Source organism: Caulobacter ginsengisoli (assembly GCF_030814835.1).
Taxonomy (GTDB): Bacteria; Pseudomonadota; Alphaproteobacteria; order Caulobacterales; family Caulobacteraceae; genus Caulobacter; species Caulobacter ginsengisoli.
Genome location: NZ_JAUSVS010000007.1, coordinates 69,403 through 92,469, shown reverse-complemented (window position 1 = coordinate 92,469; position 23,067 = coordinate 69,403). Strand labels below are relative to the sequence as shown.

Here is a 23,067-nt window from a genome sequence, read left to right as displayed (position 1 = left end):
GCCCCCATGAACAAAGCCGCAACATTCCGCGCCCTGCACCAGGGCCCCGACATCCTCGTCCTGCCCAACGCCTGGGACGCCGGCAGCGCCAAGCTGATGGAGACGCTGGGCGCCAAGGCCGTGGCCACCTCCAGCGCCGCCGTGGCCTGGAGCCATGGCTACGCCGATGGCCACCACATGCCGGTCGAGGCCGCCGTGCAGACGGTGCGCGAGGCCGCCCGGGTGCTTTCCGTGCCGCTGACCGCCGACATCGAGGGCGGCTACAGCGACGACCCGAAAACCGTCGGCGAAACCGCCGCCAAGGTGATCGACGCCGGGGCGGTGGGGATCAACCTGGAGGATGGCGGCGGGCCGGCCGAGGCGCTGGCCGCCAAGATCGAGGCGGTGCGCGCCGCCGCCGACAAGGCCGGGGTCAAGCTGTTCATCAACGCCCGGGCCGACGTTTATCTGCGCCGGCTGGCTACGGGTGAGGCGGCGGTGGCCGAGACCCTGCGCCGGGCCGCCCTCTACCGCGCCGCCGGGGCCGACGGGCTGTTCGCGCCGGGGGTGTCCGACCCTGGCCATATCGAGACCCTGGCCAGGGAATGCGGCCTGCCGCTCAACGTCATGGCCATGCCGGGCGTGCCGCTGGCGGGCGAGCTGCAGCAGCTGGGGGCGCGGCGCCTCTCCTCGGCGACCGGCATCTCGCGGGCCGCCCTGCACGCTGTGGCCGAAGCGACCCGGGCCTTCCTGGCCGGCGGCGACAGCGATGCGCTCAGCGCGGCCGGCGGCGGGGCGGCCGACTACAACGCCCTCTTCCGCTAGCCCGCCGGGACGCGCAGCCCGCCCACGAACAGCTGGGTGAGGATGCGCAGGCGGTGACGGGCGGCGGCCTCGACGGTCTCCTTGCCGATCACCCCCTCGACGCTGTCGATCAGGAACAGCGCCGCCTCGCGCGGTGACATGGCCACCGAGGCCAGCGAAATCTCGCCCCTGGCCTCGCCCCGCGCCAGGATCCGCTCCAGCAGGGCGGCGAACTCGGCGTTGGTGTCGGCGCCCGCCGCGCCGCACAGCCGGTTCTTCTCGTCGATCAGTTCGCGGCCGTGCTCGGAGGCGTGCAGCAGGTCGAAGGCCCAGCCAACCCGCGCCTCGACCACCGCTGTCAGCCGCGCCAGGGTGTCGCCCTCGCGCTGGGCGGCGGCCGTCACCGCCTCGACCACGCCGCGGTTGATGCGCTGGGCCAGGGCCCGGAACACATCCTCCTTGTTGTGGAAGTAGTGGTAGAGGGCCGGCCGCGACAGGCCCGCCGCCTCGGCGATGTCGCCCAGCGAGGTCCGCCGATAGCCGTAATGGGCGAAGCGGCCGAACGCGGCGTCAAGGATCGCCTCCCGCTGCCCGCCTTCCTGGTCTGTCGCCGCCATCCGCCTGGATTGACAATTTCAGCACAAAACGTCAATGCATCTGTCGTTCGACGTTTTAGACGAAAAATGTCAATCTCAATGAGGCCGATTATGACCGACGATCCGACCATCAATGAACTGACCGCCTTCTTCGGCGAGGGCGCGGGGATGCCCACGGCCGCCCAGTGGCGGGCCCTGCAGGCCGGTCCGGCCGACGCGCCGATCTGCGTGATCAACCTGGTGAAGCTGCGGCCCGCCGCCGACTACGGCCCCGGCTCGGCCGAGCCGTCCCGCACCGGCCTGGAGGCCTTCATGCAGTACGGGGCCGGCAGCACGCCCCGGATCCTCGCCAACGGCGGGTCGGTGGTGATGGGGGGCGGGGTCCAGCCGCCCCTGGTCGGGGACGACGAGGCCTGGGATATCGGGATCGTGGTAAACTGGCCCAGCCGCCGCGCCATGATCGCCCTCTTCCAGGATCCGGCCTATCGGGCGATCTTCGTCCACCGCCGCGCGGCGGTGGAGCGCTATCGGGCCAGCGTCATCTCCGCGGCGGGATAGCGGGCGTCATGCCTGATGCTTGGGCGGGGCTCCCGAACCGCGCCGTCCGGCGCTATTCTGGGCGTGACAGACGGAGCCCCGATCATGTGCCGCAACATCAAGACCCTGTTCAACTTCGACCCGGCCGCCACCGACGACGAGGTCAGCGCCGCGGCGCTGCAGTTCGTGCGCAAGCTGTCGGGCTTCAACACCCCGTCCAAGGCCAACAAGGCCGCCTTCGACGCCGCCTGCGAAGAGGTGTTCCAGGCCGGCCGCCGCCTGCTCGACAGCCTGGAAACCCAGGCCCCGCCCCGCGACCGCGAGGTCGAGGCGGCGAAGGCCAGGGCCCGGTCGGCCGAGCGGTTCGGGGTGAAGGCGCCGGCTTAAGGCGCCAGCCCGAACTGCACCGGCAGCTTGACCCGCGCCCCGTCGACGGGGCGGCCGTCGTCGGTCCAGGGGTTCATCTGCATGATGGGGGCGACCAGTAGGGCGGCGTCGCCGAAGCCCACGCCCGTGGGGTTCTCGCGCGAGACCTTGCAGTCGGTCAGATGGCCATCCGGGGCGACCTGGCAGTCGATGACGCCGACCCCGTGGGTGACGCCGGCGTCGGCCGCCGCCTTGGGGAAGACGCCCTGGATCCGGCCAGGATCGGGCATCGAGATCCAACGCGGATTGCTGACCCGCCGGGCCCGTCCGGGCGGGGTGTCGGGGTTGAGGAAGCGGAAGCTGACCACGACGAAATAGTCCTGGTCCTTGCGCAGCGCGCGGGGGTCGATCTTCAGCTGGAACTTGGCGACCAGGGTCTTGGCGGCCCGGGCGAAACCCTGCCCGACCGGCTGGTCGCTGAGCGTGTCGCAACCGGTCAGGCGTCCGGCCCCGACGATGCGGCACTGCAGGGAGGCCGAGCCCTCCGCCAGGCCCTCGCCCCTGGCCGGCCAGGCCGCCGCCATGTCGTCGAAGCTGGGCGCCGCCGCCCAGATCAGGTTTTCGGAGGTGATGGTGGCGGCCCCCGCCGTGCTGGCCAGCAGCACCGCTATCGGGATCGCAATCAGTGTCTGGATACGCATGGTCATCCTCCCGCCGGCAGGATGAACCGGCAAAAGCCTGTTGCAAAGAGGCTGACCTGGGGCCCGCTTGCCCCTATCTTGAGGCCATGTCCGATCTCGCCGACTCCGAAGCGCCCCTCGCTGTGACCGATCGCCCGCTGACCCAGGACGGGCCCGCCGTGCGGCTGTATCTGGTCGACGGCTCCAGCTTCATCTTCCGGGCCTATCACGCCCTGCCGCCCCTGACCCGCAAGAGCGACGGCCTGCCGATCGGGGCGGTGTCGGGCTTCTGCAACATGCTGTTCAAGCTGCTGCGCGACATGAACAGCGATGCGCCGACCCACCTGGCGGTGATCTTCGACCATTCGGAAGAGACCTTCCGCAACAAGCTCTACGACCAGTACAAGGCCCACCGCCCGCCGCCGCCCGAGGACCTGATCCCGCAGTTCGCCGTGGTGCGCGAGGCGACGCGGGCGTTCGGGGTCTCCTGTATCGAGCTGCCCGGCTACGAGGCCGACGACCTGATCGCCGCCTATAGCTGCAAGGTCCGCGACGCCGGGGGCGAGGTGGTCATCGTCAGTTCCGACAAGGACCTGATGCAGCTGGTCGGGCCGAATGTGTCGATGCTCGACACCATGAAGAACCTGCGCATCGGCCGCGAGCAGGTGATCGAGAAGTTCGGGGTCGGCCCCGAGCGGGTGGTCGACGTCCAGGCCCTGTGCGGTGATTCTGTCGACAACGTGCCGGGCGCCCCGGGCATCGGGGTCAAGACCGCCTCGGCCCTGATCAACGAGTATGGCGACCTCGACACCCTGCTGGCCCGGGCCGGCGAGATCAAGCAGGACAAGCGCCGCCAGACCCTGATCGACTTCGCCGACCAGATCCGCCTGTCGCGGGCCCTGGTGCAGCTGGACTGCGACACGCCCCTGCCCGAACCCATCGACGACCTGGCGGTGCGCGAGCCGGACAAGGCGGTGCTGGGGGCGTTCCTGGAGACCTACGAGCTGCGCAGCCTGGCCCGCCGGATCGGCGAGGCGGGCGCCAGCAGCAGCGGCGCGATTCCCTCCACGCCCCGGCCCGCCCCGGCCGAGGTTCCTGAAAGCGCCATCGACGTCAGCGGCTATGTCTGCGTGCGCGACGCCACCACCCTCGAAAGCTGGGTGGCGCGTTGCTACGAGGCCGGGACCATCGCCTTCGACACCGAGACCGATGCGCTGGGTTCAGCCACGGCGGGGCTCTGCGGCGTCTCCCTGGCCATCTCGCCGGGCGAGGCCTGCTACATCCCGGTCGGTCACTGCGAGAAGGAAGGGCTGCAGCTCGAGGAAGCCGCCGACCTGGTGCAGATTCCGCTGGATCAGGTGATCGCCATCCTCAAGCCGATGCTGGAGGACCCCACGGTCCTGAAGGTCGCGCAGAACGCCAAATACGACATCGCCGTCCTCAGCCGCTACGGCATCGACGTGGCGCCCATCGAGGACACCATGCTGATCAGCTATGTGCTGGAGGCCGGCATGCATGGCCACGGCATGGACGAGCTGTCGGCCCTGTGGCTGGGCCACCAGCCCATCCCGTTCAAGCAGGTGGCGGGCTCGGGCAAGGGCCAGGTCAGCTTCAAGCATGTGGAGCTGGGCAAGGCGACCGAGTACGCCGCCGAGGACGCCGACGTCACCCTGCGCCTCTACAACCGCTTGCGTCCGCGCTTGGCCCGCGAGGGGCTGCTGACCGTCTACGAGACCCTGGAAAGGCCGCTGCCGCCGGTGCTGGCGGCGATGGAGAATGCCGGGGTCAAGGTCGACCCGATCTTCCTGCGCAACCTGTCGAACGAGTTCTCGATGCGCATGGCCGATTTCGAGGCCAAGGCCCAGGCCCTGGTCGGCCACCCCTTCAACCTGGGCAGTCCCAAGCAGATTGGCGACGTGCTGTTTGGCGAAATGGCCCTGACCGGCGGCAAGAAGACCGCCACCGGCCAGTGGGCCACCGATTCCGACGTGCTGGAGAGCCTGGCCGCCCAGGGCCATGAACTGCCCCGGGTGCTGCTCGACTGGCGCCAGCTCTCCAAGCTCAAGGGCACCTATACCGACAACCTCGTTGCGGCCATTTCGCCGGACACCGGCCGGGTGCACACCTCCTATGCCCTGGCTTCGACCACGACCGGGCGGCTCTCCTCGACCGATCCCAACCTGCAGAACATCCCGATCCGCACCGAGGAAGGCCGCAAGATCCGCAAGGCCTTCATCGCCGACGCCGGCAATGTGCTGATCAGCGCCGACTACAGCCAGATCGAGCTGCGGCTCCTGGCCCATGTGGGGGACATCGAGCAGCTCAAGCGGGCCTTCCGCGAGGGGCTGGACATCCACGCCATGACCGCCTCGGAGATGTTCAACACCCCGATCGAGGGCATGCCCTCGGAGATCCGCCGGCGGGCCAAGGCGATCAATTTCGGCATCGTCTACGGCATCTCGGCCTTTGGCCTGGCCAACCAGCTGTCGATCCCGCAGGACGAGGCGGGGGCCTATATCAAGACCTATTTCGAGCGCTTCCCGGGCATCCGCGCCTATATGGACCAGATGCGGGCCCAGGTGCGCGAGCACGCCTATGTCACCACCATCTTCGGCCGCAAGATCAACATCCCCGACATCCGCGCCAAGGCGGTCGGCCACCGGCAGTTCGCCGAGCGGGCCGCGATCAACGCCCCGCTGCAGGGCGCCGCCGCCGACATCATCCGCCGGGCGATGATCCGCATGCCGGAGGCGCTCAAACGCGCGGGGCTGAAGGCCCGCATGCTGCTGCAGGTCCATGACGAACTGATCTTCGAGGCCCCGGCCGAGGAGGCCGAAGCCACCTGCAGGCTGGTGAGCAAGGTGATGGAGGCGGCGCCGGAACCGGCGGTGTCGCTGTCGGTTCCCTTGGTGGTCGAAGCCCGCGCCGCTTCCAACTGGGACGAGGCGCACTAGTTCAGAGTCCCATGCGCCTCATCTTTCTGCTGCTCGCGGTCGCCACACCCGCTTTCGCCGCCAACTTCAACGCCACGCCGCAGGTCAGCGTCCGCGCCGAAGGCGACGGCGGGGCGGCCAGCGCCAGCGTCGACATCGCCGCCCCGCCCGCGGCGGTCTGGGCGGCCCTGACCGACTGCGCCGGCTATCCGCGTTACATGCCCGGCGTGCTGAGCTGCAAGATCGTCAGCCGCGGCCCCGGCTGGGAGGTGCGCGAGCAGAAGATCAGGGGCCTGCCGCTGATGAAGCCGCTGACCAACGTCTTCCGCGCCGACCTCACCCCGCCCAGCCGCTTCAGCTTCCACCGGGTCGGGGGCGACTGGAAGCGCTCGGAGGGCGAATGGCGGCTGACCGCCATCCCGGGCGGCACGCACGTGACCTATGAGATCCATGTGGCGATGGCCGGCGCCGCGCCGGCGGGCCTGGTGCGTTCGTCAGTGGCCAGCGGCCTGCCGCGTTCGCTGGAGGCGTTGCGCAGGGAAAGCCTGGCGCGGGCGGGGAAAGGTCCCCAATAAATCCGCTCATCCCCGCGAAAGCGGGGACCCAGGCTTTTTGCTGTTGAAGGCGATTCTGGAGGTCTAGGCGGCGGTAAGTCCGCTACGAAAAACCCCTGGGTCCCCGCTTTCGCGGGGATGAGCGGGTGAGAGTAGGTCCAGACCTCAACGTTGTCTTCGCGCGTTCTCGATGAAGGCGCTGGCGGCCGGGCTGAGCGCCCAGCGGTGGCTGGCCGGCCCGAACGGCTTGTGGAACAGCAGCCGGCCGGTGGCCTGCAGCGGCGTGGTCTCGCAATGGGCGTCGAAAGCCTGGAAGACGTCGGCCTTGAGGGCCGGGCTGGCCCGCAGCGTGCGGCCGCTGCGCCGGACGGCGATCTGGTCGGCGACCAGGTCGCGATGGGCCGCCCCGCCCAGGGCCTGCAGGGTGTCGACGATCTCGGCGACAATGGGGTGGATGGCGTCCATCCGCTTCAGCCGCGCGCGCCGCGCCCGGCCCAGCTCAGTGGGATCCGTAGCCGTCATGCCTCTGTTCCATCCCATCCCATCGATCCCCTTTCCGGCTAAAGCACGCCAAGGATCGAGTCAGCATTGGGATGGCCCAGATTGAGCCGTCCCGTCCCGATTGCCACACTGACTCCGGACAGGCGATGTTGCGCAATATTATATACCCATTTCGGGCACTGAGGCGCGGGCATGGCTGAGCGGGATGACCTGCGGATCGATCTCCTGCGGCAGCTAAAGGGGCTCGGCTACGGTTTCGTGACGCCGGGCAATGACAGCCACCGCCGGGTGGTCCGGCGGCGGGGCCTGGCCGGCGATCTGCGCGACGTGTTCGGCTGGAACCTGCCGTTCCGGCCGGGGACGGTCAGGCCCGAACTCTTCGAGGCGATGGGCGCGGCGGGCCTGCTGGTCCGGCGGCGGCGGTACTGGCGCAGCGCCCTGCGGGTCGCCAGCCTGGACAGGACGCTGTTCTGGCATTCCGCCTGGCCCCCCAAGGCCAGGGACGCGGTGTTCTTCGGCCCCGACAGCTACCGGTTCGCCGATTTCGTCTGCGCCGAGCTGCCGCCAGGACCCTTGAGGATCGCCGACATCGGGACCGGGTCGGGCGTGGGGGCCATCGCCGCCGCCCTGGCCCGCCCCGGCTCCACCGTCCTGGCCAGCGACCTCAACCCGGCCGCCCTGGAGCTGGCCCGCGTCAACGCCGCCGCCGCCGGGGTGGAACTGACCCTGGCGCAGGGCTCGGGCCTGGCGCCGCTGGACGGCCAGTTCGACGTCATCATCGCCAACCCGCCCTTCTTCGCCGGGAAGGGCGGGCGGCTCTATCGCGACGGCGGCGGCGATCTGGGGATGGAGGTTGCTCTGGTCTGGGCGCAAGAGGCGGCGGACCGGCTGGCCCCGGGGGGACGGCTGCTGCTCTATAGCGGCGCGCCGGTGGTGGCCGGCGTCGACCGGCTGCGGGAAGGGCTGGAGCGTGTTCTGGTCCCCAAAGGGCTGGTCCTGCGCTACCGCGAGATCGACCCTGACATCTTCGGCGGCTTGCTGAACCATCCGCGCTATTGGCGGGTTGAGCGTATCGCAGCGGTCGGCCTGGTCGCCGAGCGCCAACAATGACGTTGGGGTGGTCGCTGAGCGGCCGGAACCTATGTCTCAAATCGGACATCTAAGTCCGCTCTAGAAACCGAACGGCCCACGGGGTTAGGGTCATCGTCTGTCGCAGGAAAAGAGCCGGGAAAGCCGAATGACCGCGCAGCCCTTAGCCATCCAATCGCGATTGGTGTTCGACGCCGTATTTCATCAGGACCTGGCGCGCTGGAACCGCCGTCGCCTGGCCATCGGCGCCCCCGACGACAACTGGCGCGCTGCCCTGGCCGACGACCACGCCATGACCCTGGCCGAGGGCGAGTTCGTCGAGGCTTTCCGCGCCGCCGTCGCCGAGCGGGCGGCGGGCGCGCCCACCGATCCGGACGGCTTCGTCGCCTGGTTCGAGGCGCTGCAGGAGAGCGGCCCCGGCCAGAACGACCCGCTGTTCGCCTGGCTGGCCGACACGGCCGACATGGCCCAGATGCGCTGGTTCCTGACCCAGGAAGTGGCCGGCGAGGCCGGGTTCGACGACCTGCTTTGCCTGACCCAGGTCAAGTTCGAGGGGGCCGCCCGCCGCGAGCTGGGGGCCAATCTCTGGGACGAGCTGGGTCAGGGCAAGGCGGCGGTCATGCATGGGCCGATGCTGGGCGAGCTGGCCCGGGCCCTGGATATCGCCCCCCGCATCGAGACGACGCTGACGCCCGCCCTGGCGCTGGGCAACACCATGGTCGCCCTGGCCGTGAACCGCCGCTACGCTTACCAGTCGATCGGAGCCCTGGGGGTGATCGAGCTGACCGCCCCCTGGCGGGCCGCCCATGTCGATGCGGGCCTCAAGCGCCTGGGGGTCGGCCGGGCCCGGCGCTATTTCACCGTCCACGCCACCCTGGACGTCAAGCATTCCGAGAGCTGGAACCGCGAGATCCTGCGGCCGCTGGTCGAGGCCCGGCCGGAGGCGGCCCGCTGGATCGCCGAGGGCGCCCTGATGCGGCTGACCTGCGGGGCGCGGTGTTTCGAGGCCTATCGCGACAGGCTCTGGCGGCTGGCGCATGCCTGACTTTGGGTGCGGGCAGCCCGCTAAGGTCGGGGAGGGGCAGTGGCGCACGGACTTCACCTTCCGGCAGGGCCGGGTGCAGGTGAAGAAGACCGGGGCCGATCTCAAGCTGGACGGCGTGCTGATCGCCGAGTGCCTGCTGTGGTTCGCCTATCACCTGATGGTGCTGAGCGTCGCCGGCTGGCGGCGGCTGCGCCATCCGCCGGGCCCCAGGATCTGGTTCGAACCCGATACGCCCCGGCCCTGGTACCTGATCCGGGCCGCCATGACCTGGGGCGGCTTTCGCCTGGCCCGCAGCCCGCAGGAGGCCGACGCCCGCTTCTATTTCGACGATTCCACCTGGGGCGGGCTGCCGGCCGACGGCCTGCTGAACGGCCGCTGCCGGGACGTCTCCAAGAGCCATGTGGCGGCGGTGTTCGAGCAGGTGTTCGGCTATCCCCTGGCGCTGGACCCGCAGACCTGGGTCGGGCCGGCCGTCGAGAAGGGCGAGCTGAACGGCGCCCATGACGGCCGGGTGGTGCAATGCCCGACCGCGCCCCAGCCCGGCCGCTGCTACCAGAAGCTGGTCGACACCGCCGAGGGCGACTTCATCCACGACCTGCGCACGCCGACGGTGGGCGGGGTTCCGGTCGTGGTCTGGGAAAAGAAGAAGCCGGGCGACAATCGCTTCTCGATCCACAATCTCAGCGTCAAACGCCACGACCCCCGGGACGTCTATTCGCCCGAGGAACTGGCCCTGATCGCCCGGTTCTGCGCGGCCATGGGCCTGGACTGGGGCGGGCTGGACATCCTGCGCGACCGGCCGAGCGGGCGCATCTACATCGTCGACGTCAACAAGACCGATGTCGGGCCGGTCATCGCCCTGAGCTGGGCCGACAAGCTGGTCTCGACGGGCATGCTGGCCCGGGCGCTGGGGCGGCTGGTCGGGGTCCGATAGCGTCGAAGTCGCTTGGCAAACCGCCGCCATACTGCGGCCCTCCCTATTCTCCCGGTCTCCCTGGCGAAGGCCAGGGCCCAAGCAGCGGTTGGCCGTTAGACTCCGTATGGACCCTGGCCTTCGCCAGGGAGACCGGGAGGAGGGGGCGACGCCGGCCCGCCGCTCGTATAACCTCGGTCGCCAGGGTCGCCTCAGCGGCCGGGGGAACCATCATGCTCAGCCGCGCGCCCGAGAAGCCTGTCCGGGACTGGTATTGCGACTCCGCCCATTGGGACCAGTTCACGCCCCGCGACGGCGACGTGATCATCGCCACCGCGCCCAAGGTCGGCACCACCTGGACGCAGCAGATCGTCAAGCTGCTGGTCTTTCAGAGTCCCGAGCCGGGCCCGCTGGGGATGGTCTCGCCCTGGCTCGACTGCCGGTTCCAGATGCCGCTGCCGGTGGCGCTGCAGGTGCTCGAGGCGCAGCCGCACCGGCGGTTCGTCAAGTCGCACCTGCCGATGAGCGCCCTGCCGATCTGGGAGGACGTGAAATACATCCATGTGGCGCGGGACGGCCGCGACGCCTGCATGTCGTTCTTCAACCATGTCAGCGCCTACACCCCCTTCGCCCTGAGCATGCTGGACGGCATCGGCGAGGCCGATCCGCTGCTGCCCGGGCCCTGGCCCCGGCCGCCGCGCACGGTGCGGGAATTCTTCCACCATTGGATCGAGCCCGGCGGCACGCGCCAGGCCGAACTGATGGCCGACGGCTTCTTCGAGATCGAGCGGTCGTTCTGGGCCGAGCGGGGCCGGGCCAATGTGCTGCTGCTGCACTATGCCGACATGAAGGCCGACCTGGACGGCGAGATGCGCCGGGTGGCCGCCTTCCTGGACATCCCCGTCAACGAGGCGCTGTGGCCGGACCTGGTGGCCGCCGCCGACTTCAGCGCCATGCAGCGGGACGGCGCCACGCTGATGATGGGCAGCGACGTCGCCTTCGAGGGCGGTCACAAGACCTTCCTCAACAAGGGCACCAACGGCCGCTGGCAGGGCGAGCTGACGGCGGAGGACCTGGCCCTCTATCACCAGCGGGTCGCCGCCGAGCTGTCGCCGGGACTGGCCCATTGGCTGGAGCATGGCCGCCTGGTGGCGGGCGATCCGGCCGTTGCGGGGGACTAGCGCGTTTCCCGGAGAGTTTGAATCAAGGTCCGCTCATCAAACGCACTCCCCACTAGGAGCATCATTCACGTGTCGGGTTAAGCCGGCTGAGCGTTCCTTCTCCCCTCGCGGGAGAAGGTGTCAGCGAAGCTGACGGATGAGGGGGCGCACGGCGATCTGACGCTGCGGGCCTCAAAGCTAACCCGACAGGTGGATGGGCCCCCTCATCCGACTTCCCTCGGAGGCCACCTTCTCCCGCGAGGGGAGAAGGATCACCGAGGCGGCTGGCTCGGCGGATGATCGAACACTCCTGCCCCAGAAAGCGTGAATCCGGCAGCCATGGAGGGCTGATCCATCCCAGGCGGGAAATGCTCTAGGCCAGCAGGCTGTTGGGGTCGGCGCGGCGGGTGAACAGCCAGTCCCGCTCGGCCCGCACCCCGGCCAGCACCGCCCGCCGCACCAGCCCCTCGGCGGTAAAGTGCCAGAAGCCATAGCCCAGCGGGGCCAGCGCCGCCTGCAAGTCGGCGCCCTCGCCGGGCAGCACCTCGGCGATGATGTCGGGATGATGCCGGGCCAGGAAGGTCATGCCGCCGGCCAGCACCGCCGGCTCATGGCCCTCGACATCGATCTTCACCACGATGGGCCCGGCCAGGCCCGCCGTCTGCCGGTCCAGGGTGTCGAGGGGGACGGTGATGTCGCCCGCGAACCGCGAGGTCAGCGACAGGGACGAGGGCAGGCTGGCGGTGTTCAGACGCCCGGGCATGGTCATCTCGCCCACCGCATCGGCCAGCCCCAGCAGCCGGGCCTCGACCTGGGCGGTGAGGCCGTTGGCGGCGATGTTGCGGACCAGCAGGCGGTGGGTCGGCGGGAAGATCTCATAGGCCACCGCCTTGAGGGCCGGATTGGCCCTGGCCGCCAACAGGGCGAAGATCCCGGTATAGGCGCCGATGTCGAGGAAGACCGCCGTCTCCCGGGCGATGGCCTGCACGAACCGCATCACCAGTTGGTCGGCCGGACTCTCGAACCGGCCGCCATGCCGATGCAGCTCGGCCGCCACCTGGCAGTCGCGCGGATCGAGCAGGATCACCGCCACATCGCCCTCGCCCCGGAAGACGGCCTGGGGCGCGGCGACCGGCATCCTTCCGGCCATGCCGGCCGGCAGGACGCGCCGCATCAGGGCCCCGACCCCCGGGACCATCAACGCAGCCCGCAGCAACGGCTTGAGCCCCCGCCAGTTGGACCGATCGACTTCCGCCTGCCCGATATTCTTGGCCATGGTCCCTCTTGGCGGGGAGGGTAGCGCAGGTGGGGCGGAGCGGGCGCGGGAATGTCGGGGCGCGGACAAATAAAGTGGTGATTGCCCCGCGGGCGGCGGAGGCGGACCGAGCCGGGCCAGGGACCTTCAGAAGTCCCTGGTGGAGCCGAGGGGAGTCGAACCCCTGACCTCCTCATTGCGAACGAGGCGCTCTACCAACTGAGCTACGGCCCCCTCCCAGGGAGGGAGGCGCGAGATAAGGCGTGAGGCCCCAAACTGTCAAGGCGGGCGAACAGGGCGGACCGCTTGTCACCGGCGCCCGGCGGCCGGTAGAACGGGCCAAAGCGGGAGCCGGCCATGAACTTCATTCTCGGATTCGTCTACCACGTCCTGGATGGCCTGCTGCTGTTCCTGGTCGTCTGCATGGTGGTCTATGCGGTGATCAGCTGGCTGGTGGCCTTCGAGGTCATCCGGCTGAACAGCCCCGTCGCCTTCCAGATCGTCAATTTTCTCGAGGCGATCACCCGGCCCATGGTTCGGCCCATCCAGCGGTTCATGCCCAAGCTGGGCGGGGTGGACCTGAGCTTCCTGGTCGCCTTCCTGATCCTCGAAGGCGTGCGGCGCTATCTGCTGCCCGGCGGCATCGGCGCCCTGGCTCAACTGCTGAGCCGCTGACCCCTGTGCGCCTGGCCGTCCGCCTGACCCCCAAGGGCGGGCGTGACCAGATTGTGGGCTGGGCGCGGGACGACGCCGGCCGGGCCTATCTGAAGGTCCGGGTCGCGGCGCCCCCGGTCGATGGGGCGGCCAACGCGGCCCTGATCGCCCTCATCGCCAAGACCCTGGGCCGCCCCCGTTCGGCGGTCACCCTGGCCGCTGGGGCCGGGGCGAGGCTGAAGATGCTGGATATCGAGGGCCTGGATGAGGCGGCCCTGGCCGCCGCGCTTGGTCAACCCTGATCGGGACGGCTTGATTCAGGTCAAGGCTGGCCTCCGCGACCGGGTTTTCCATGCGGCCATGGGTCCCATGTTCAGCCGCGCGGCGGTCGGTAATGTGGCGTCTCGAATGCCAGGAGATCGTTCCGCCGTGAACAGCGCCGCCCAGGACATTGTCACCGGCCAATCCAGCGCTCTGGCCGGCAGCCTGGACGTGCAGCGCGCGACCCTGCGGATCACCTCCGACTTCTTCCTGCGGATCACCAACCTGCTGTCCGGCCTGATGGACGGCGATCTGATCAAGGGCCTGGTCTGGCTGGGCATCGTCGAGGCCAATGTCCGGCGGCTCAGCGCCGACCCGGAACTGTCCCAGGCCTATGCCAGTTCCGAGACCCCGCCGCCCGACAGCCTGCGCGATCCGGTCAGCGTCTATGCCCTGGCCCAGTCCCTGCGCCTGCCCTACGAGACCACTCGCCGCTATGTCGCCAAGCTGATCGACAGCGGCCAGGCCCTGCGGGTCGAGCGCGGCGTGATCGTGCCGATGGCGGCCATGGAGGCCCCGCCGGTGCGGCTGGCCAGCGTGCAGTTCCATGCCAGCCTGAGGCGGTTCGTGGAGATTCTGGTCAAGGTCGGGGCCTATCCGGACCTGCTGGGACCGCGGCCGACGACGGGCCGCAAGCCGCACCTGGCCACGGTGAGCGGGCCGCCCCAGGCCAACACCCTGCGGCGCATCGCCCGCACCACCAACAGCTTCTACCTGCGCACCGCCGAGCTGCTGGCCGACGCCGCCGATGGCGATCTGGTGCGGGGGATCGTCTTCCTGGGCATCATCCAGGCCAACGTCCAGGCCCTGAACACCGACCTCAATCTGTCGCTGCAGTACGCCAGCATCAATGACATCCCGCCGGACGAGCTGCGCCGGCCGATCAGCGTCTATGCCCTGGCCCAGTCCCTGGATTTGCCCTACGAAACCACCCGCCGCTATGTGCAGAAGCTGATCGAGGACGGCCGCTGCACGCGCGAGCCCGCCGGCATCGTGGTCTCCCGCACGGTCCTGGCCCAGCCGGCCATGGTCGCGGCGCTGGAGCGCAACTACGCCAACCTGGCTCACTACCTCGCCGCCCTGGTGCGGGACGGACTGGACCCCCGCGCCGCCGGCGCCTGAGCCGCCGCGCCCGGTTCCACCCGCTATCGCCAAGCCCGTATCCTCATTTCGGGGAACAGCGCCCCGACGGCCGATCCCCGTGAGGAATTTTGACGCAGGGGGCTGCTTGGGGGGCCTCTGACAACAGGCCGTTAACTAAGCGACCCCTACTGACATGCAGGGCCGCGATTGCGGGACGTCGGCGGGGAGTTTGGGCTAGCAGATGCTGCGTTGGTATTTTCAGGACACCCCGATCAAGGGAAAGCTCAGCCTCATCACCCTGGTGATGATCGGCCTGGGCGCGACCACCGCCGCGCTCAGCGGCCTCTTGATGATCGGCCTGGACAAAGCGGCCAAGGTCGCCGGCTCGGCCGACCTGGCCGCCCTGCAGAGCTCGGCCCACACCCTGTTCTATTTCGCCAGCGGCGCGGTGGTGCTGTCGGTGGTGTTCGGCTTCGGCCTGGCCGGGGCGATCGCCGGACCGCTGCATGCGGTGGCCTCGCGCCTGGAGCGGATGGCCGCCGGCGATCTCGACGGCCCCATTTCCCATACCGAACAGAAGGATGACGCCGGCCGCCTGGCCCGGGCCACCCTGGCGCTGCAGGCCAGCCTGGCCAAGCGCCAGGAGGTCGAGGCCGCCCTGGCCGACAGCCGCGCCCGCGACGAGGCCGGCCGCGCCCAGAACGATCAGGACCGTCAGCGCCTGCAGGACGAACAGCGCCGGGTCGTCGACGGCCTGGCCCAGGGGCTGGACCGGCTGTCGGCCGGCGACCTGACCTATCGCATCTCCACCGCCTTCCCGCCGGCCCATGAGAAGCTGCGCGAGGACTTCAACGCCGCCATGGGCGAGCTGCAGTCGCTGCTGGGCCAGGTGGCGGCCGCCACCGGGGGTCTGCGCGCCGGCTCGGCCGACATCAACGCCGCCGCCGACGACCTTTCCCGCCGCACCGAACAGCAGGCCGCTTCGCTGGAAGAGACCGCCGCGGCCCTGGACCAGATCACCGCCACGGTCCGCCGCACCGCCGAGGGCGCCGAACAGGCCCGGGCCGTGGTCGGCTCGGCCAAGACCGCCGCCGAGCATTCCGGCGAGGTGGTCCGCAAGGCTATCGACGCCATGAGCGAGATCGAAGGCTCGTCCAACCAGATCAGCCGCATCATCGGGGTGATCGACGAGATCGCCTTCCAGACCAATCTGCTGGCCCTGAACGCCGGGGTGGAAGCGGCCCGGGCCGGCGACGCCGGCCGCGGCTTCGCCGTCGTGGCCTCGGAAGTCCGCGCCCTGGCGCAGCGCTCGGCCGACGCGGCCAAGGAAATCAAGGCCCTGATCTCGGCCTCGACCCGCCAGGTCGGCGCCGGGGTGTCGCTGGTCGGCGAGACCGGGGCGGCGCTGGGCAAGATCGTCACCCAGGTCGCCGAGATCAACGCCGTGGTCAGCGAAATCGCCGCCTCGGCCCAGGAACAGGCCACCGGGCTTGGCCAGGTCAACTCCGCCGTCAACCAGATGGACCAGGTGGTGCAGCAGAACGCCGCCATGGTCGAGCAGTCGACCGCCGCCGCCCACGCCCTGCAGGAGGAGGCCGGGGATCTGGCCCAGCTGCTCCAGCGCTTCAACACCGGCGTCGCGGTGGGAACCCAGCGGGCCCCCCGCCAGCAGCCGACCTTCAGCCATTCCAACACTGATCGGGCCAACACCGGCCGGGCGAACCCGCCGGCCGCCCCGCGTCCCGCGCCGCGCGCCGCCATCCCCGCGCCCCGCACCCCCGCCATCACCCAGGTGAACCCCGACCAGCCGCGCGGCCCCGTCGCGCCGCCGCCGGTGCTGACCGCCCGCGAGCGGCTGAACGCCTTCGTCAATCCGCCCGGCCGCAAGGCGATCGGCGGCTCGGCCCAGGGGCTGGCCGATGAATGGGAAGAATTCTGAGCATGAGCGAAACCCAGACCATCGCCCTGCCCGAGACCCTGGACATGCGCTCGGCCCAGTCGCTGCGCGACCAGCTGGCCGCCGCCCGCGGCGCCCCCGCGACCCTGGACGGCTCGGCCGTCCGGCGCTTGGGCGCCCTGGGCCTGCAGGTCCTGCTGTCCGCCGAACGCCAGTGGCAGGCCGATGGCCAGCCCCTGAGCCTTGTCGACCCTTCGCCGGACCTTAGGGCCGGCCTGAAACTGCTCGGCATCGCCGAGTCGCAATCCTTCCTGACCGGAGCGTAACGAGGATGATCCAGACGATTTTGACCGTCGATGACTCGAGGACCATGCGCGACATGCTGCGCCTGGCCCTGGTCGGCGCCGGCTTCCGGGTGGTCGAGGCGGTAGACGGCCTCGACGGCCTGGCCGTGCTGGCCGGCGAACGGCCCGATGTCATCATCACCGACATCAACATGCCCAACCTCGACGGCTTCGGCTTCATCGAGGCGGTGCGGGACGACGCCGACAACCGCGGCACGCCGATCCTGGTGCTGACCACCGAGAGCGATCCGGACAAGAAGGCCCGGGCCCGCGACGCGGGGGCCACCGGCTGGATCGTCAAGCCGTTCAATCCTGAAAAGCTGGTCCAGGCCATCCGCCGCGTCGCGGCCTGATTTAAAGGCGGATTATCCGTGGACGAACTCGAGATCATCAAAGGCACCTTTTTCCAGGAATGCGAGGAGCTGCTCGCCGACCTGGAGAATGGCCTGCTGGCCATGGAGGCCGGCTCGGGCGATGCGGAGACCGTGAACGCGGTCTTCCGCGCGGTGCATTCGATCAAGGGCGGGGCCGGCGCGTTCGGCTTCGAGGCCCTGGTCCGCTTCGCCCACGTCTTCGAGACCCTGATGGACGCGGTGCGCTCCAACAAGGTGCCGGCCACCCAGAGCCTGGCCGCCGACCTGCTGCGGGCCGCCGACATCCTGGCCGACCATGTCAACGCCGCCCAGAGCGGCGACCTGGTCGACGAGGGGCGTACGGCCGCCATGGCCGCCGAGCTGACCGCCCTGACCGACCCCGACGGCCTGGCCGCGCCGGCCGATGACGAGGGCGACTTCCCCGACTTCACGCCCCAGCCGATCGCCATCGGCGGCGATGAGCTTGGCGATCTTGGGGGCGACGAATTCGGCTTCACGCCGATGGCTGTGGCGCTGCCCGATGACGCTCCGGTCGCGGACGAGCCAGCCGACGCCGAGTGGGAAATCGTCTTCACGCCCCACGCCAGTCTCTACCGCAACGCCAACGAACCGGCCCTCTTCCTGCGCGAGCTGGAGCGGCTGGGCCTGCTGACCGTCACCCTGGACGACAGCCGCCTGCCGGCCCTGGAAGACCTGGACGCCGAGGGCGCCTACCTCTCCTGGACCGCCCGCCTGACCACCGACGCCGACGAGACGACCATCCGCGAGGTGTTCGACTTCGTGGAGGCGGACTGCGACCTGATCATCCGGCCGTTCACGGACGATCTGCACGATCTTCACGACCCCGATGGCGATGACCTCGCCGAGGCTCCCGCCATGCCCGACATCGCCGCCATCCTGGCCAAGGCCGCGGCCGAGGCTCCCATCCCCGAGATGGATGCGCTGCCGGCGGCTGCCGGGGCGGTTGCCGCCGCGCCGGCCGCGCCCGCCGCCGCCGCCGCTCCCAAGGCGGCCGAGTCGAACCAGGGCTTCGCGGCCCAGGCAACCATCCGGGTCGACCCCGAACGCATCGACAAGCTGATCGACCTGGTCGGCGAGCTGGTCATCAACCAGGCCATGCTGGCCCAGCGGGTGGTCGAATGCGGCCTGGCCCCCTCGTCCAGCGTCGCCACCGGCCTGGACGACCTGGAGCAGCTGACCCGGGAGATCCAGGAAAGCGTCATGGCCATCCGGGCCCAGCCGGTGAAGTCGGTGTTCCAGCGCATGCCGCGCCTGGTCCGCGAAACCGCTTCGATGACCGGCAAGCAGGTCCGGCTGGTCACCGACGGCGAGGCCACCGAGGTCGACAAGACGGTGATCGAGCGCCTGAGCGACCCGATCACCCACATGATCCGCAACGCCATCGACCACGGTCTTGAAGCGCCCGACGTCCGCGTCGCCGCCGGCAAGCCGGCCGAGGGCGTGGTCAAGCTGGCCGCCATGCATCGCGGCGGCCGCATCGTCATCGAGGTTTCCGACGACGGGGCCGGCATCAACCGCGAACGGGTCAAGGCCATCGCCATCAGCCGCGAGCTGATCGGTCCCGACAGCCAGCTGACCGACGACGAGATCGACAACCTGATCTTCCTGCCGGGCTTCTCCACCGCCGCCAAGGTGTCCGACGTTTCGGGCCGGGGCGTGGGCATGGACGTGGTCCGCCGCTCGATCCAGGCCCTGGGCGGGCGCATCTCGATCGCCTCGCGGCCGGGCCAGGGCTCGACCTTCACCCTCAGCCTGCCCCTGACCCTGGCGGTGCTGGACGGCATGGTCATCGACGTCGCCGGCCAGACCCTGGTCTGCCCGCTGACCGCCATTGTCGAAAGCCTCAAGCCCAAGGCCGAGGAGATCCGCAACCTGGGTCCCTCCGGCGCGGTGCTGGCGGTGCGTGGCGGCTTCGTGCCGCTGATCGACATCGGCTATGTGCTGGGTTTCCGGGCCGCGCCGCTCAACGCCGCCGACGGCGTGGTGCTGCTGATCGAGAATGAAGACGGCGGCCGGGCCGCCCTGGTCGCCGACGGCATCCAGGGCCAGCGCCAGGTGGTGATCAAGAGCCTGGAGTCCAACTATCGCCAGGTGGAGGGCATCGCCGCCGCCACCATCCTGGGCGACGGCCGCGTCGCCCTGATCCTCGATCCCGACGCCGTGGTGGCCATGCGCCGCCAGGGCGGCCGCGCCCCCGATCCCGCACTCATCGCGGCGGAATGAACCCATGACCAGCGCCATGAACGCCCCAATGACCGCTTATGACAACACCGCCACCGGCGATCAGATCGAACTGATCTCCTTCCACATCTCCGACCAGGAATTCTGCGTCGACATCATGTCGGTGCGGGAAATCCGCGGCTGGGCCCCGGCCACGCCCCTGCCCCAGACCCCGGCCTATATGCGCGGGGTAATCAATCTGCGCGGCGCGGTGCTGCCGATCATGGACCTGGCCCAGCGGCTGGGCCTGCCGGCCATCGAGCCCTCGGCCCGCAGCGTCATCATCGTCATCAAGGAAGGCGAGCGCCTGATCGGCCTGCTGGTCGACGCGGTCTCCGACATCCTGACCATCAATCCCGGCATGATCCAGCCGACCCCCGACGTCGCCTGCGCCAGCGTGCGCAGCTTCGTGCGCGGCCTGATCTCCATCGAAGGACGGATGATCAGCCAGGTCGCCCTGGAGCGCGTGCTGCCCGAACAGGAGGCGCTGGCCGCATGAGCACGGCGCGCGTCTATCGCAGCGCGGACGAGACGAAGCTGGTCGAGGGCGAGTTCGCCTTCACCGGCCACGACTTCCAGCGGATTGCCTCCCTGCTCTACGGCGAGGCCGGCATCACCCTGCCCGAAGGCAAGGCGACGCTGGTCTACAGCCGGCTGGCCAAGCGTCTGCGCACGCTGGGCTTGGCGACCTTCCGCGAGTATTGCGACATGGTCGAAGCGCCCGATCAGCTGGCCGAGCGCCAGGCGATGATGGCGGCCCTGACCACCAACGTCACCCGCTTCTTCCGCGAACCCCATCACTTCGACCTGCTGAAAAGCCAGGTGCTGCAGCCTCTCGCCCCCGCCGTGCGGGCCGGTCGCCGGCTGCGCCTGTGGTCGGCCGCCTGCTCCTCCGGGCAGGAACCCTATTCGATGGCCCTGACCCTGCTGGAAACCCTGCCGGACGCCGGGCGTCTGGACGTGCGGATCCTGGCCACCGACATCGACCCCAACATGGTCGCCGCCGCCCGCAACGCGACCTATTCCGAAGACCTGATCGAGGCCATTCCCGCCGCCATGCGGTCGCGCTGGCTGGAACGCGATCCCGAGGCCCGCCATCTGTGGCGCCTGGCCCAGGAGGTCCGCGACCTGGTCCGGGTCCAGCCCCTCAACCTGATCGGCGACTGGCCGATGAAGGGCCGGTTCGACGCCATCTTCTGCCGCAACGTGGTGATCTATTTCGACGACGCCACCCAGGAGCGGGTCTGGAAGCGTTTCGCCCCGATCCTCAACCCGGGGGCCCGGCTCTATGTCGGCCACTCCGAGCGGGTCGGCTACGAGGGCAGCCCCTTCATCAGTGACGGCCTCACCGCCTGGCGCGTGCCGGGAGTGCTGGCATGAGCAAGATCCGTGTGCTGATCGTCGACGATTCGGCCACCATGCGCGGCTTGATCACCGCCACCCTGCGGCGTGATCCGGACATCGAGGTCATCGGCTCGGCCGGCGATCCGCTGGAAGCGCGCGAGGCCATCAAGGCGCTCAATCCCGATGTCATCACCCTGGACATCGAGATGCCCAACATGAGCGGGCTGGAGTTCCTGGAACGGATCATGCGACTGCGGCCCATGCCCGTGGTCATGGTCTCGACCCTGACCCAGGCCGGCGCCGAGGAGACTCTGCGGGCCCTGGAAATCGGGGCCGTCGACTGCGTCGCCAAGCCGACCCGCCTGGACGAGGGCTCGGCCGGCCTCAGCGAACTGGCCGCCAAGGTCAAGGCCGCCGCCCGGGCCCGGGTGCGCGCGCACATGCCCTCCAATGCCGGCCGCCGCGCGCCGGAGACCTTCAAGTCCAACGGCCATGTGGTGGCGATCGGCTCTTCCACCGGCGGGGTCGAGGCCCTGCTGACGGTGATCGCCCGCTTCCCGGCCAACTGCCCGCCGACCGTCATCACCCAGCACATGCCCGCAACCTTCACCGCCAGCTTCGCCGCCCGCCTGGACCGCGCCACCGACGCCCAGGTGGCCGAGGCGCATGACGGGGCCGTGCTGGAGCCGGGCAAGGTCTGGCTGGCGCCCGGCGGGGCCGCGCATCTGAGCGTCACCGGTTCGGGCACGCTGCGCTGCAAGCTGACGGCCAGCGACCCGGTCAACGGCCACCGGCCTTCGGTGGACGTGCTGTTCAATTCCGTGGCCCAGGCCGCCGGCGCGCGAGGCGTCGGCGCCATCCTCACCGGGATGGGCCGCGACGGGGCCGAGGGCCTCAAAGCCATGCGTGAGGCCGGGGGTCATACCCTGGGCCAGGACGCCGACAGCTGTGTGGTCTATGGTATGCCCAAGGTGGCCTTCGAGATCGGCGCGGTTGAGCGCCAGGCCAGCCTGGGCGCCATGGGCGACGCCATCCTAGACCTGTGCAAGGGGAGGGCCTAAGCGATGCCCGCCGCCAGTTCCATCAGCGTGCTCGTCGTCGACGATCAGATGACCATCCGCGCCCTCGTGCGCAACGGTCTGCAACAGCTCGGCTTCCGCGAGATCAGCGAGGCGCCCGACGGCGAGGAGGCCCTGCGCATCCTGGTCCAGCGCCCGTCCAACCTGATCATCTCAGACTACAACATGCCCAAGCTCGACGGGCTGGGCCTGCTGCGCGCCGTGCGCAGCCACCCGCCGATCAAGTCCACCGCCTTCATCATGCTGACCGGCCGGGCCGACAGCGAGCTGGTCAAGCGGGCGGCGCAGTTCGGGGTCAACAACTACCTGGTCAAGCCGTTCACCGTGGCCGTTCTGCGCCAGAAGATCGAGCAGGTCTTCGGGGCCCTTACATGACGTCTGCCGAGTCCGCTTTCCGCAAGGTGCATGTGATCCAGGGCGGCCACTTCGTCACGGACGACGGCAACGTCGTGCTGTCGACGGTGCTGGGCAGCTGCGTGGCCGCCTGCCTGCGCGATCCGCTGGCGGGCATTGGCGGCATGAACCACTTCCTGCTGGGCGAGAGCCGCACCGAGGGCCAGGCCGACGGCGAGATGATCCGCTATGGCGCCTATGCCATGGAAGTGCTGATCAACGGCCTGATGGCGCGGGGCGCCAGCCGCAACCGCCTGGAAGCCAAGCTGTTCGGCGGCGCCCGCATGCTGGGCGGCCTTTCCGACATCGGCGCGGCCAACGCCCGCTTCGCCCGCAAATTCCTGGCCGACGAAGGCATTCCGCTGCTGGGCGAGAGCCTGGGTGGAGACGCCGCCCGCCGGCTGGAATTCTGGCCGGTGTCCGGCCGTGTCCGACAACGTCTGGTCTCGGTCCAGGAAGTCGAGCAGAAGCCCGCCCGCGCCCCGATCCCCGCCCCCGCGGCGGCCGACGGCGGCGACCTGGAGCTGTTTTGATGTCGGCTCAGCACCAGAATTTGGCCCGCAAGTCCTTCGACGATGTCCTGCCGCTGGGCACGGCGCTCAGCCGCATGGCCACGACCCTGGCCCATGCCGCGGCCCTGACCGACGAGTGCCAGCACCATGTCAGCGACCTCCTGGCCCTGGCCCAGGACCGGCCCGACGCCGCCGCCGACCTGCAGCGGCTCGACCTGCTCAGCCAGATGCTGCACGGGCTGGAGCGCATGCTCCAGCGCGCCGCCGACGCCGCCCCCGATGGCGCCAGCCTGGACGTGGCCGAGCTGATCGCCGGCATCGGCCTGGGCGACCTGGTGCTGCGCATCGGGGCGGGCGACGTCGGGTTCGCGCCCGGCCAGGCCGCCGACTCCGGCGATTTCGAAGCCTTCTGA

The 23,067-nt window shown here is 69.9% G+C and carries 26 protein-coding genes and 1 tRNA gene; 22 read left to right on the top strand and 5 right to left on the bottom strand.

Translation table 11 applies throughout. The features are described from left to right. Positions 1-6: 6 nt before the first annotated feature. Positions 7-804 (top strand): isocitrate lyase/PEP mutase family protein, encoded by a 798-nt coding sequence (locus QO010_RS16710; RefSeq protein WP_307350988.1) that lies wholly within the window; start codon positions 7-9, stop codon positions 802-804. Here QO010_RS16710 and QO010_RS16705 read toward each other — a convergent pair. Continuing rightward, positions 801-1,400, bottom strand: coding sequence for a TetR/AcrR family transcriptional regulator (locus QO010_RS16705; RefSeq protein WP_307350986.1), 600 nt, complete (start codon positions 1,398-1,400; stop codon positions 801-803). The two genes, QO010_RS16710 and QO010_RS16705, sit on opposite strands and share 4 nt — an antisense overlap. Before the next feature lie 90 nt (positions 1,401-1,490). Between QO010_RS16705 and QO010_RS16700 the strand changes: the two genes are divergently transcribed. Both QO010_RS16700 and QO010_RS16695 read left to right on the top strand, forming a co-directional pair. Beyond that, the gene (locus QO010_RS16700) at positions 1,491-1,937 is read left to right on the top strand and encodes a DUF1330 domain-containing protein (protein ID WP_307350984.1); all 447 of its coding nucleotides are present in this window, start codon (positions 1,491-1,493) and stop codon (positions 1,935-1,937) included. Between the two features lie 63 nt (positions 1,938-2,000). Then, positions 2,001-2,303, top strand: coding sequence for a DUF2277 domain-containing protein (locus QO010_RS16695; RefSeq protein WP_307350982.1), 303 nt, complete (start codon positions 2,001-2,003; stop codon positions 2,301-2,303). Here QO010_RS16695 and QO010_RS16690 read toward each other — a convergent pair. Next, on the bottom strand, positions 2,300-2,983 hold the full coding sequence (locus QO010_RS16690; RefSeq protein ID WP_307350980.1) for an energy transducer TonB: 684 nt from the start codon (positions 2,981-2,983) through the stop codon (positions 2,300-2,302). The two genes, QO010_RS16695 and QO010_RS16690, sit on opposite strands and share 4 nt — an antisense overlap. 86 nt (positions 2,984-3,069) lie before the next feature. On the opposite strand from QO010_RS16690, the gene polA reads away from it, so the two are divergent. Both polA and QO010_RS16680 read left to right on the top strand, forming a co-directional pair. After that, the gene (gene polA / locus QO010_RS16685; RefSeq protein ID WP_307350978.1) at positions 3,070-5,916 is read left to right on the top strand and encodes a DNA polymerase I; all 2,847 of its coding nucleotides are present in this window, start codon (positions 3,070-3,072) and stop codon (positions 5,914-5,916) included. Positions 5,917-5,927: 11 nt separating this feature from the next. After that, the gene (locus tag QO010_RS16680) at positions 5,928-6,470 is read left to right on the top strand and encodes a type II toxin-antitoxin system RatA family toxin (RefSeq protein WP_307350977.1); all 543 of its coding nucleotides are present in this window, start codon (positions 5,928-5,930) and stop codon (positions 6,468-6,470) included. 144 nt (positions 6,471-6,614) lie between these two features. Here the strand turns inward: QO010_RS16680 and QO010_RS16675 are convergent, their stop codons facing one another. Beyond that, positions 6,615-6,971: a hypothetical protein gene (locus QO010_RS16675; RefSeq protein WP_307350975.1), complete on the bottom strand. Its 357-nt coding sequence runs from the start codon at positions 6,969-6,971 to the stop codon at positions 6,615-6,617. Between the two features lie 171 nt (positions 6,972-7,142). Here QO010_RS16675 and QO010_RS16670 point away from each other — a divergent pair, with 171 nt between their 5' ends. From QO010_RS16670 to QO010_RS16655, 4 genes are all read left to right on the top strand, one after another. Beyond that, the gene (locus tag QO010_RS16670; RefSeq protein ID WP_307350973.1) at positions 7,143-8,060 is read left to right on the top strand and encodes a methyltransferase; all 918 of its coding nucleotides are present in this window, start codon (positions 7,143-7,145) and stop codon (positions 8,058-8,060) included. A gap of 127 nt (positions 8,061-8,187) precedes the next feature. Then, a complete protein-coding gene (locus QO010_RS16665; protein ID WP_307350971.1) occupies positions 8,188-9,084 on the top strand; it encodes an iron-containing redox enzyme family protein in 897 nt (298 codons plus the stop codon). After that, the gene (locus QO010_RS16660; protein ID WP_307350969.1) at positions 9,077-10,018 is read left to right on the top strand and encodes an ATP-grasp domain-containing protein; all 942 of its coding nucleotides are present in this window, start codon (positions 9,077-9,079) and stop codon (positions 10,016-10,018) included. Before QO010_RS16665 ends, QO010_RS16660 begins: the two co-directional genes overlap by 8 nt. 212 nt (positions 10,019-10,230) lie before the next feature. Continuing rightward, positions 10,231-11,178: a sulfotransferase domain-containing protein gene (locus QO010_RS16655; protein WP_307350967.1), complete on the top strand. Its 948-nt coding sequence runs from the start codon at positions 10,231-10,233 to the stop codon at positions 11,176-11,178. Between the two features lie 352 nt (positions 11,179-11,530). Here QO010_RS16655 and QO010_RS16650 read toward each other — a convergent pair whose 3' ends face one another. After that, a complete protein-coding gene (locus QO010_RS16650) occupies positions 11,531-12,433 on the bottom strand; it encodes an FkbM family methyltransferase (RefSeq protein WP_307350965.1) in 903 nt (300 codons plus the stop codon). Positions 12,434-12,570: 137 nt separating this feature from the next. After that, a tRNA-Ala gene (locus QO010_RS16645) sits at positions 12,571-12,646 on the bottom strand. A gap of 123 nt (positions 12,647-12,769) precedes the next feature. Here QO010_RS16645 and QO010_RS16640 point away from each other — a divergent pair. From QO010_RS16640 to QO010_RS16580, 13 genes are all read left to right on the top strand, one after another. Next, a complete protein-coding gene (locus tag QO010_RS16640) occupies positions 12,770-13,087 on the top strand; it encodes a YggT family protein (protein WP_307350963.1) in 318 nt (105 codons plus the stop codon). A 5-nt stretch (positions 13,088-13,092) separates the two neighbouring features. Then, the gene (locus tag QO010_RS16635; protein WP_307350961.1) at positions 13,093-13,368 is read left to right on the top strand and encodes a DUF167 family protein; all 276 of its coding nucleotides are present in this window, start codon (positions 13,093-13,095) and stop codon (positions 13,366-13,368) included. Between the two features lie 127 nt (positions 13,369-13,495). Continuing rightward, entirely contained in the window at positions 13,496-14,509 is a 1,014-nt protein-coding gene (locus QO010_RS16630) for a helix-turn-helix domain-containing protein (RefSeq protein WP_307350959.1), read from the top strand. A gap of 202 nt (positions 14,510-14,711) precedes the next feature. Beyond that, positions 14,712-16,409 carry a methyl-accepting chemotaxis protein gene (locus QO010_RS16625; protein WP_307350958.1) on the top strand — a complete coding sequence of 566 codons (1,698 nt, stop codon included), beginning with the start codon at positions 14,712-14,714 and terminating at the stop codon, positions 16,407-16,409. A gap of 2 nt (positions 16,410-16,411) precedes the next feature. Beyond that, positions 16,412-16,693 (top strand): STAS domain-containing protein, encoded by a 282-nt coding sequence (locus QO010_RS16620; RefSeq protein ID WP_307350957.1) that lies wholly within the window; start codon positions 16,412-16,414, stop codon positions 16,691-16,693. 5 nt (positions 16,694-16,698) lie between these two features. Then, on the top strand, positions 16,699-17,064 hold the full coding sequence (locus tag QO010_RS16615) for a response regulator (RefSeq protein ID WP_307350955.1): 366 nt from the start codon (positions 16,699-16,701) through the stop codon (positions 17,062-17,064). Positions 17,065-17,082: 18 nt separating this feature from the next. Next, the gene (locus QO010_RS16610) at positions 17,083-19,329 is read left to right on the top strand and encodes a chemotaxis protein CheA (RefSeq protein WP_307350953.1); all 2,247 of its coding nucleotides are present in this window, start codon (positions 17,083-17,085) and stop codon (positions 19,327-19,329) included. A gap of 28 nt (positions 19,330-19,357) precedes the next feature. Further along, complete coding sequence (locus QO010_RS16605; protein WP_307351257.1) at positions 19,358-19,825, top strand: chemotaxis protein CheW; 468 nt, start codon at positions 19,358-19,360, stop codon at positions 19,823-19,825. After that, positions 19,822-20,706 carry a CheR family methyltransferase gene (locus QO010_RS16600; RefSeq protein WP_307350951.1) on the top strand — a complete coding sequence of 295 codons (885 nt, stop codon included), beginning with the start codon at positions 19,822-19,824 and terminating at the stop codon, positions 20,704-20,706. Before QO010_RS16605 ends, QO010_RS16600 begins: the two co-directional genes overlap by 4 nt. After that, complete coding sequence (locus tag QO010_RS16595; RefSeq protein ID WP_307350949.1) at positions 20,703-21,731, top strand: protein-glutamate methylesterase/protein-glutamine glutaminase; 1,029 nt, start codon at positions 20,703-20,705, stop codon at positions 21,729-21,731. Before QO010_RS16600 ends, QO010_RS16595 begins: the two co-directional genes overlap by 4 nt. Before the next feature lie 3 nt (positions 21,732-21,734). Then, entirely contained in the window at positions 21,735-22,124 is a 390-nt protein-coding gene (locus tag QO010_RS16590) for a response regulator (RefSeq protein WP_307350947.1), read from the top strand. After that, complete coding sequence (locus QO010_RS16585; protein ID WP_307350945.1) at positions 22,121-22,675, top strand: chemotaxis protein CheD; 555 nt, start codon at positions 22,121-22,123, stop codon at positions 22,673-22,675. Before QO010_RS16590 ends, QO010_RS16585 begins: the two co-directional genes overlap by 4 nt. After that, the gene (locus tag QO010_RS16580; RefSeq protein ID WP_307350942.1) at positions 22,675-23,067 is read left to right on the top strand and encodes a DUF8776 family protein; all 393 of its coding nucleotides are present in this window, start codon (positions 22,675-22,677) and stop codon (positions 23,065-23,067) included. The genes QO010_RS16585 and QO010_RS16580 overlap by 1 nt, the downstream gene beginning before the upstream one ends.

Excerpts from the sequence above, each read along its gene's own strand:
- QO010_RS16710 (WP_307350988.1), top strand. The coding sequence starts at position 7 with ATGAACAAAGCCGCAACATTCCGCGCCCTGCACCAGGGCCCCGACATC.
- QO010_RS16705 (WP_307350986.1), bottom strand. The coding sequence starts at position 1,400 with ATGGCGGCGACAGACCAGGAAGGCGGGCAGCGGGAGGCGATCCTTGAC.
- QO010_RS16700 (WP_307350984.1), top strand. The coding sequence starts at position 1,491 with ATGACCGACGATCCGACCATCAATGAACTGACCGCCTTCTTCGGCGAG.
- QO010_RS16690 (WP_307350980.1), bottom strand. The coding sequence starts at position 2,983 with ATGCGTATCCAGACACTGATTGCGATCCCGATAGCGGTGCTGCTGGCC.
- polA (WP_307350978.1), top strand. The coding sequence starts at position 3,070 with ATGTCCGATCTCGCCGACTCCGAAGCGCCCCTCGCTGTGACCGATCGC.
- QO010_RS16680 (WP_307350977.1), top strand. The coding sequence starts at position 5,928 with ATGCGCCTCATCTTTCTGCTGCTCGCGGTCGCCACACCCGCTTTCGCC.
- QO010_RS16675 (WP_307350975.1), bottom strand. The coding sequence starts at position 6,971 with ATGACGGCTACGGATCCCACTGAGCTGGGCCGGGCGCGGCGCGCGCGG.
- QO010_RS16670 (WP_307350973.1), top strand. The coding sequence starts at position 7,143 with ATGGCTGAGCGGGATGACCTGCGGATCGATCTCCTGCGGCAGCTAAAG.
- QO010_RS16665 (WP_307350971.1), top strand. The coding sequence starts at position 8,188 with ATGACCGCGCAGCCCTTAGCCATCCAATCGCGATTGGTGTTCGACGCC.
- QO010_RS16660 (WP_307350969.1), top strand. The coding sequence starts at position 9,077 with ATGCCTGACTTTGGGTGCGGGCAGCCCGCTAAGGTCGGGGAGGGGCAG.
- QO010_RS16655 (WP_307350967.1), top strand. The coding sequence starts at position 10,231 with ATGCTCAGCCGCGCGCCCGAGAAGCCTGTCCGGGACTGGTATTGCGAC.
- QO010_RS16650 (WP_307350965.1), bottom strand. The coding sequence starts at position 12,433 with ATGGCCAAGAATATCGGGCAGGCGGAAGTCGATCGGTCCAACTGGCGG.
- QO010_RS16640 (WP_307350963.1), top strand. The coding sequence starts at position 12,770 with ATGAACTTCATTCTCGGATTCGTCTACCACGTCCTGGATGGCCTGCTG.
- QO010_RS16625 (WP_307350958.1), top strand. The coding sequence starts at position 14,712 with ATGCTGCGTTGGTATTTTCAGGACACCCCGATCAAGGGAAAGCTCAGC.
- QO010_RS16620 (WP_307350957.1), top strand. The coding sequence starts at position 16,412 with ATGAGCGAAACCCAGACCATCGCCCTGCCCGAGACCCTGGACATGCGC.
- QO010_RS16615 (WP_307350955.1), top strand. The coding sequence starts at position 16,699 with ATGATCCAGACGATTTTGACCGTCGATGACTCGAGGACCATGCGCGAC.
- QO010_RS16605 (WP_307351257.1), top strand. The coding sequence starts at position 19,358 with ATGACCGCTTATGACAACACCGCCACCGGCGATCAGATCGAACTGATC.
- QO010_RS16600 (WP_307350951.1), top strand. The coding sequence starts at position 19,822 with ATGAGCACGGCGCGCGTCTATCGCAGCGCGGACGAGACGAAGCTGGTC.
- QO010_RS16595 (WP_307350949.1), top strand. The coding sequence starts at position 20,703 with ATGAGCAAGATCCGTGTGCTGATCGTCGACGATTCGGCCACCATGCGC.
- QO010_RS16590 (WP_307350947.1), top strand. The coding sequence starts at position 21,735 with ATGCCCGCCGCCAGTTCCATCAGCGTGCTCGTCGTCGACGATCAGATG.
- QO010_RS16585 (WP_307350945.1), top strand. The coding sequence starts at position 22,121 with ATGACGTCTGCCGAGTCCGCTTTCCGCAAGGTGCATGTGATCCAGGGC.
- QO010_RS16580 (WP_307350942.1), top strand. The coding sequence starts at position 22,675 with ATGTCGGCTCAGCACCAGAATTTGGCCCGCAAGTCCTTCGACGATGTC.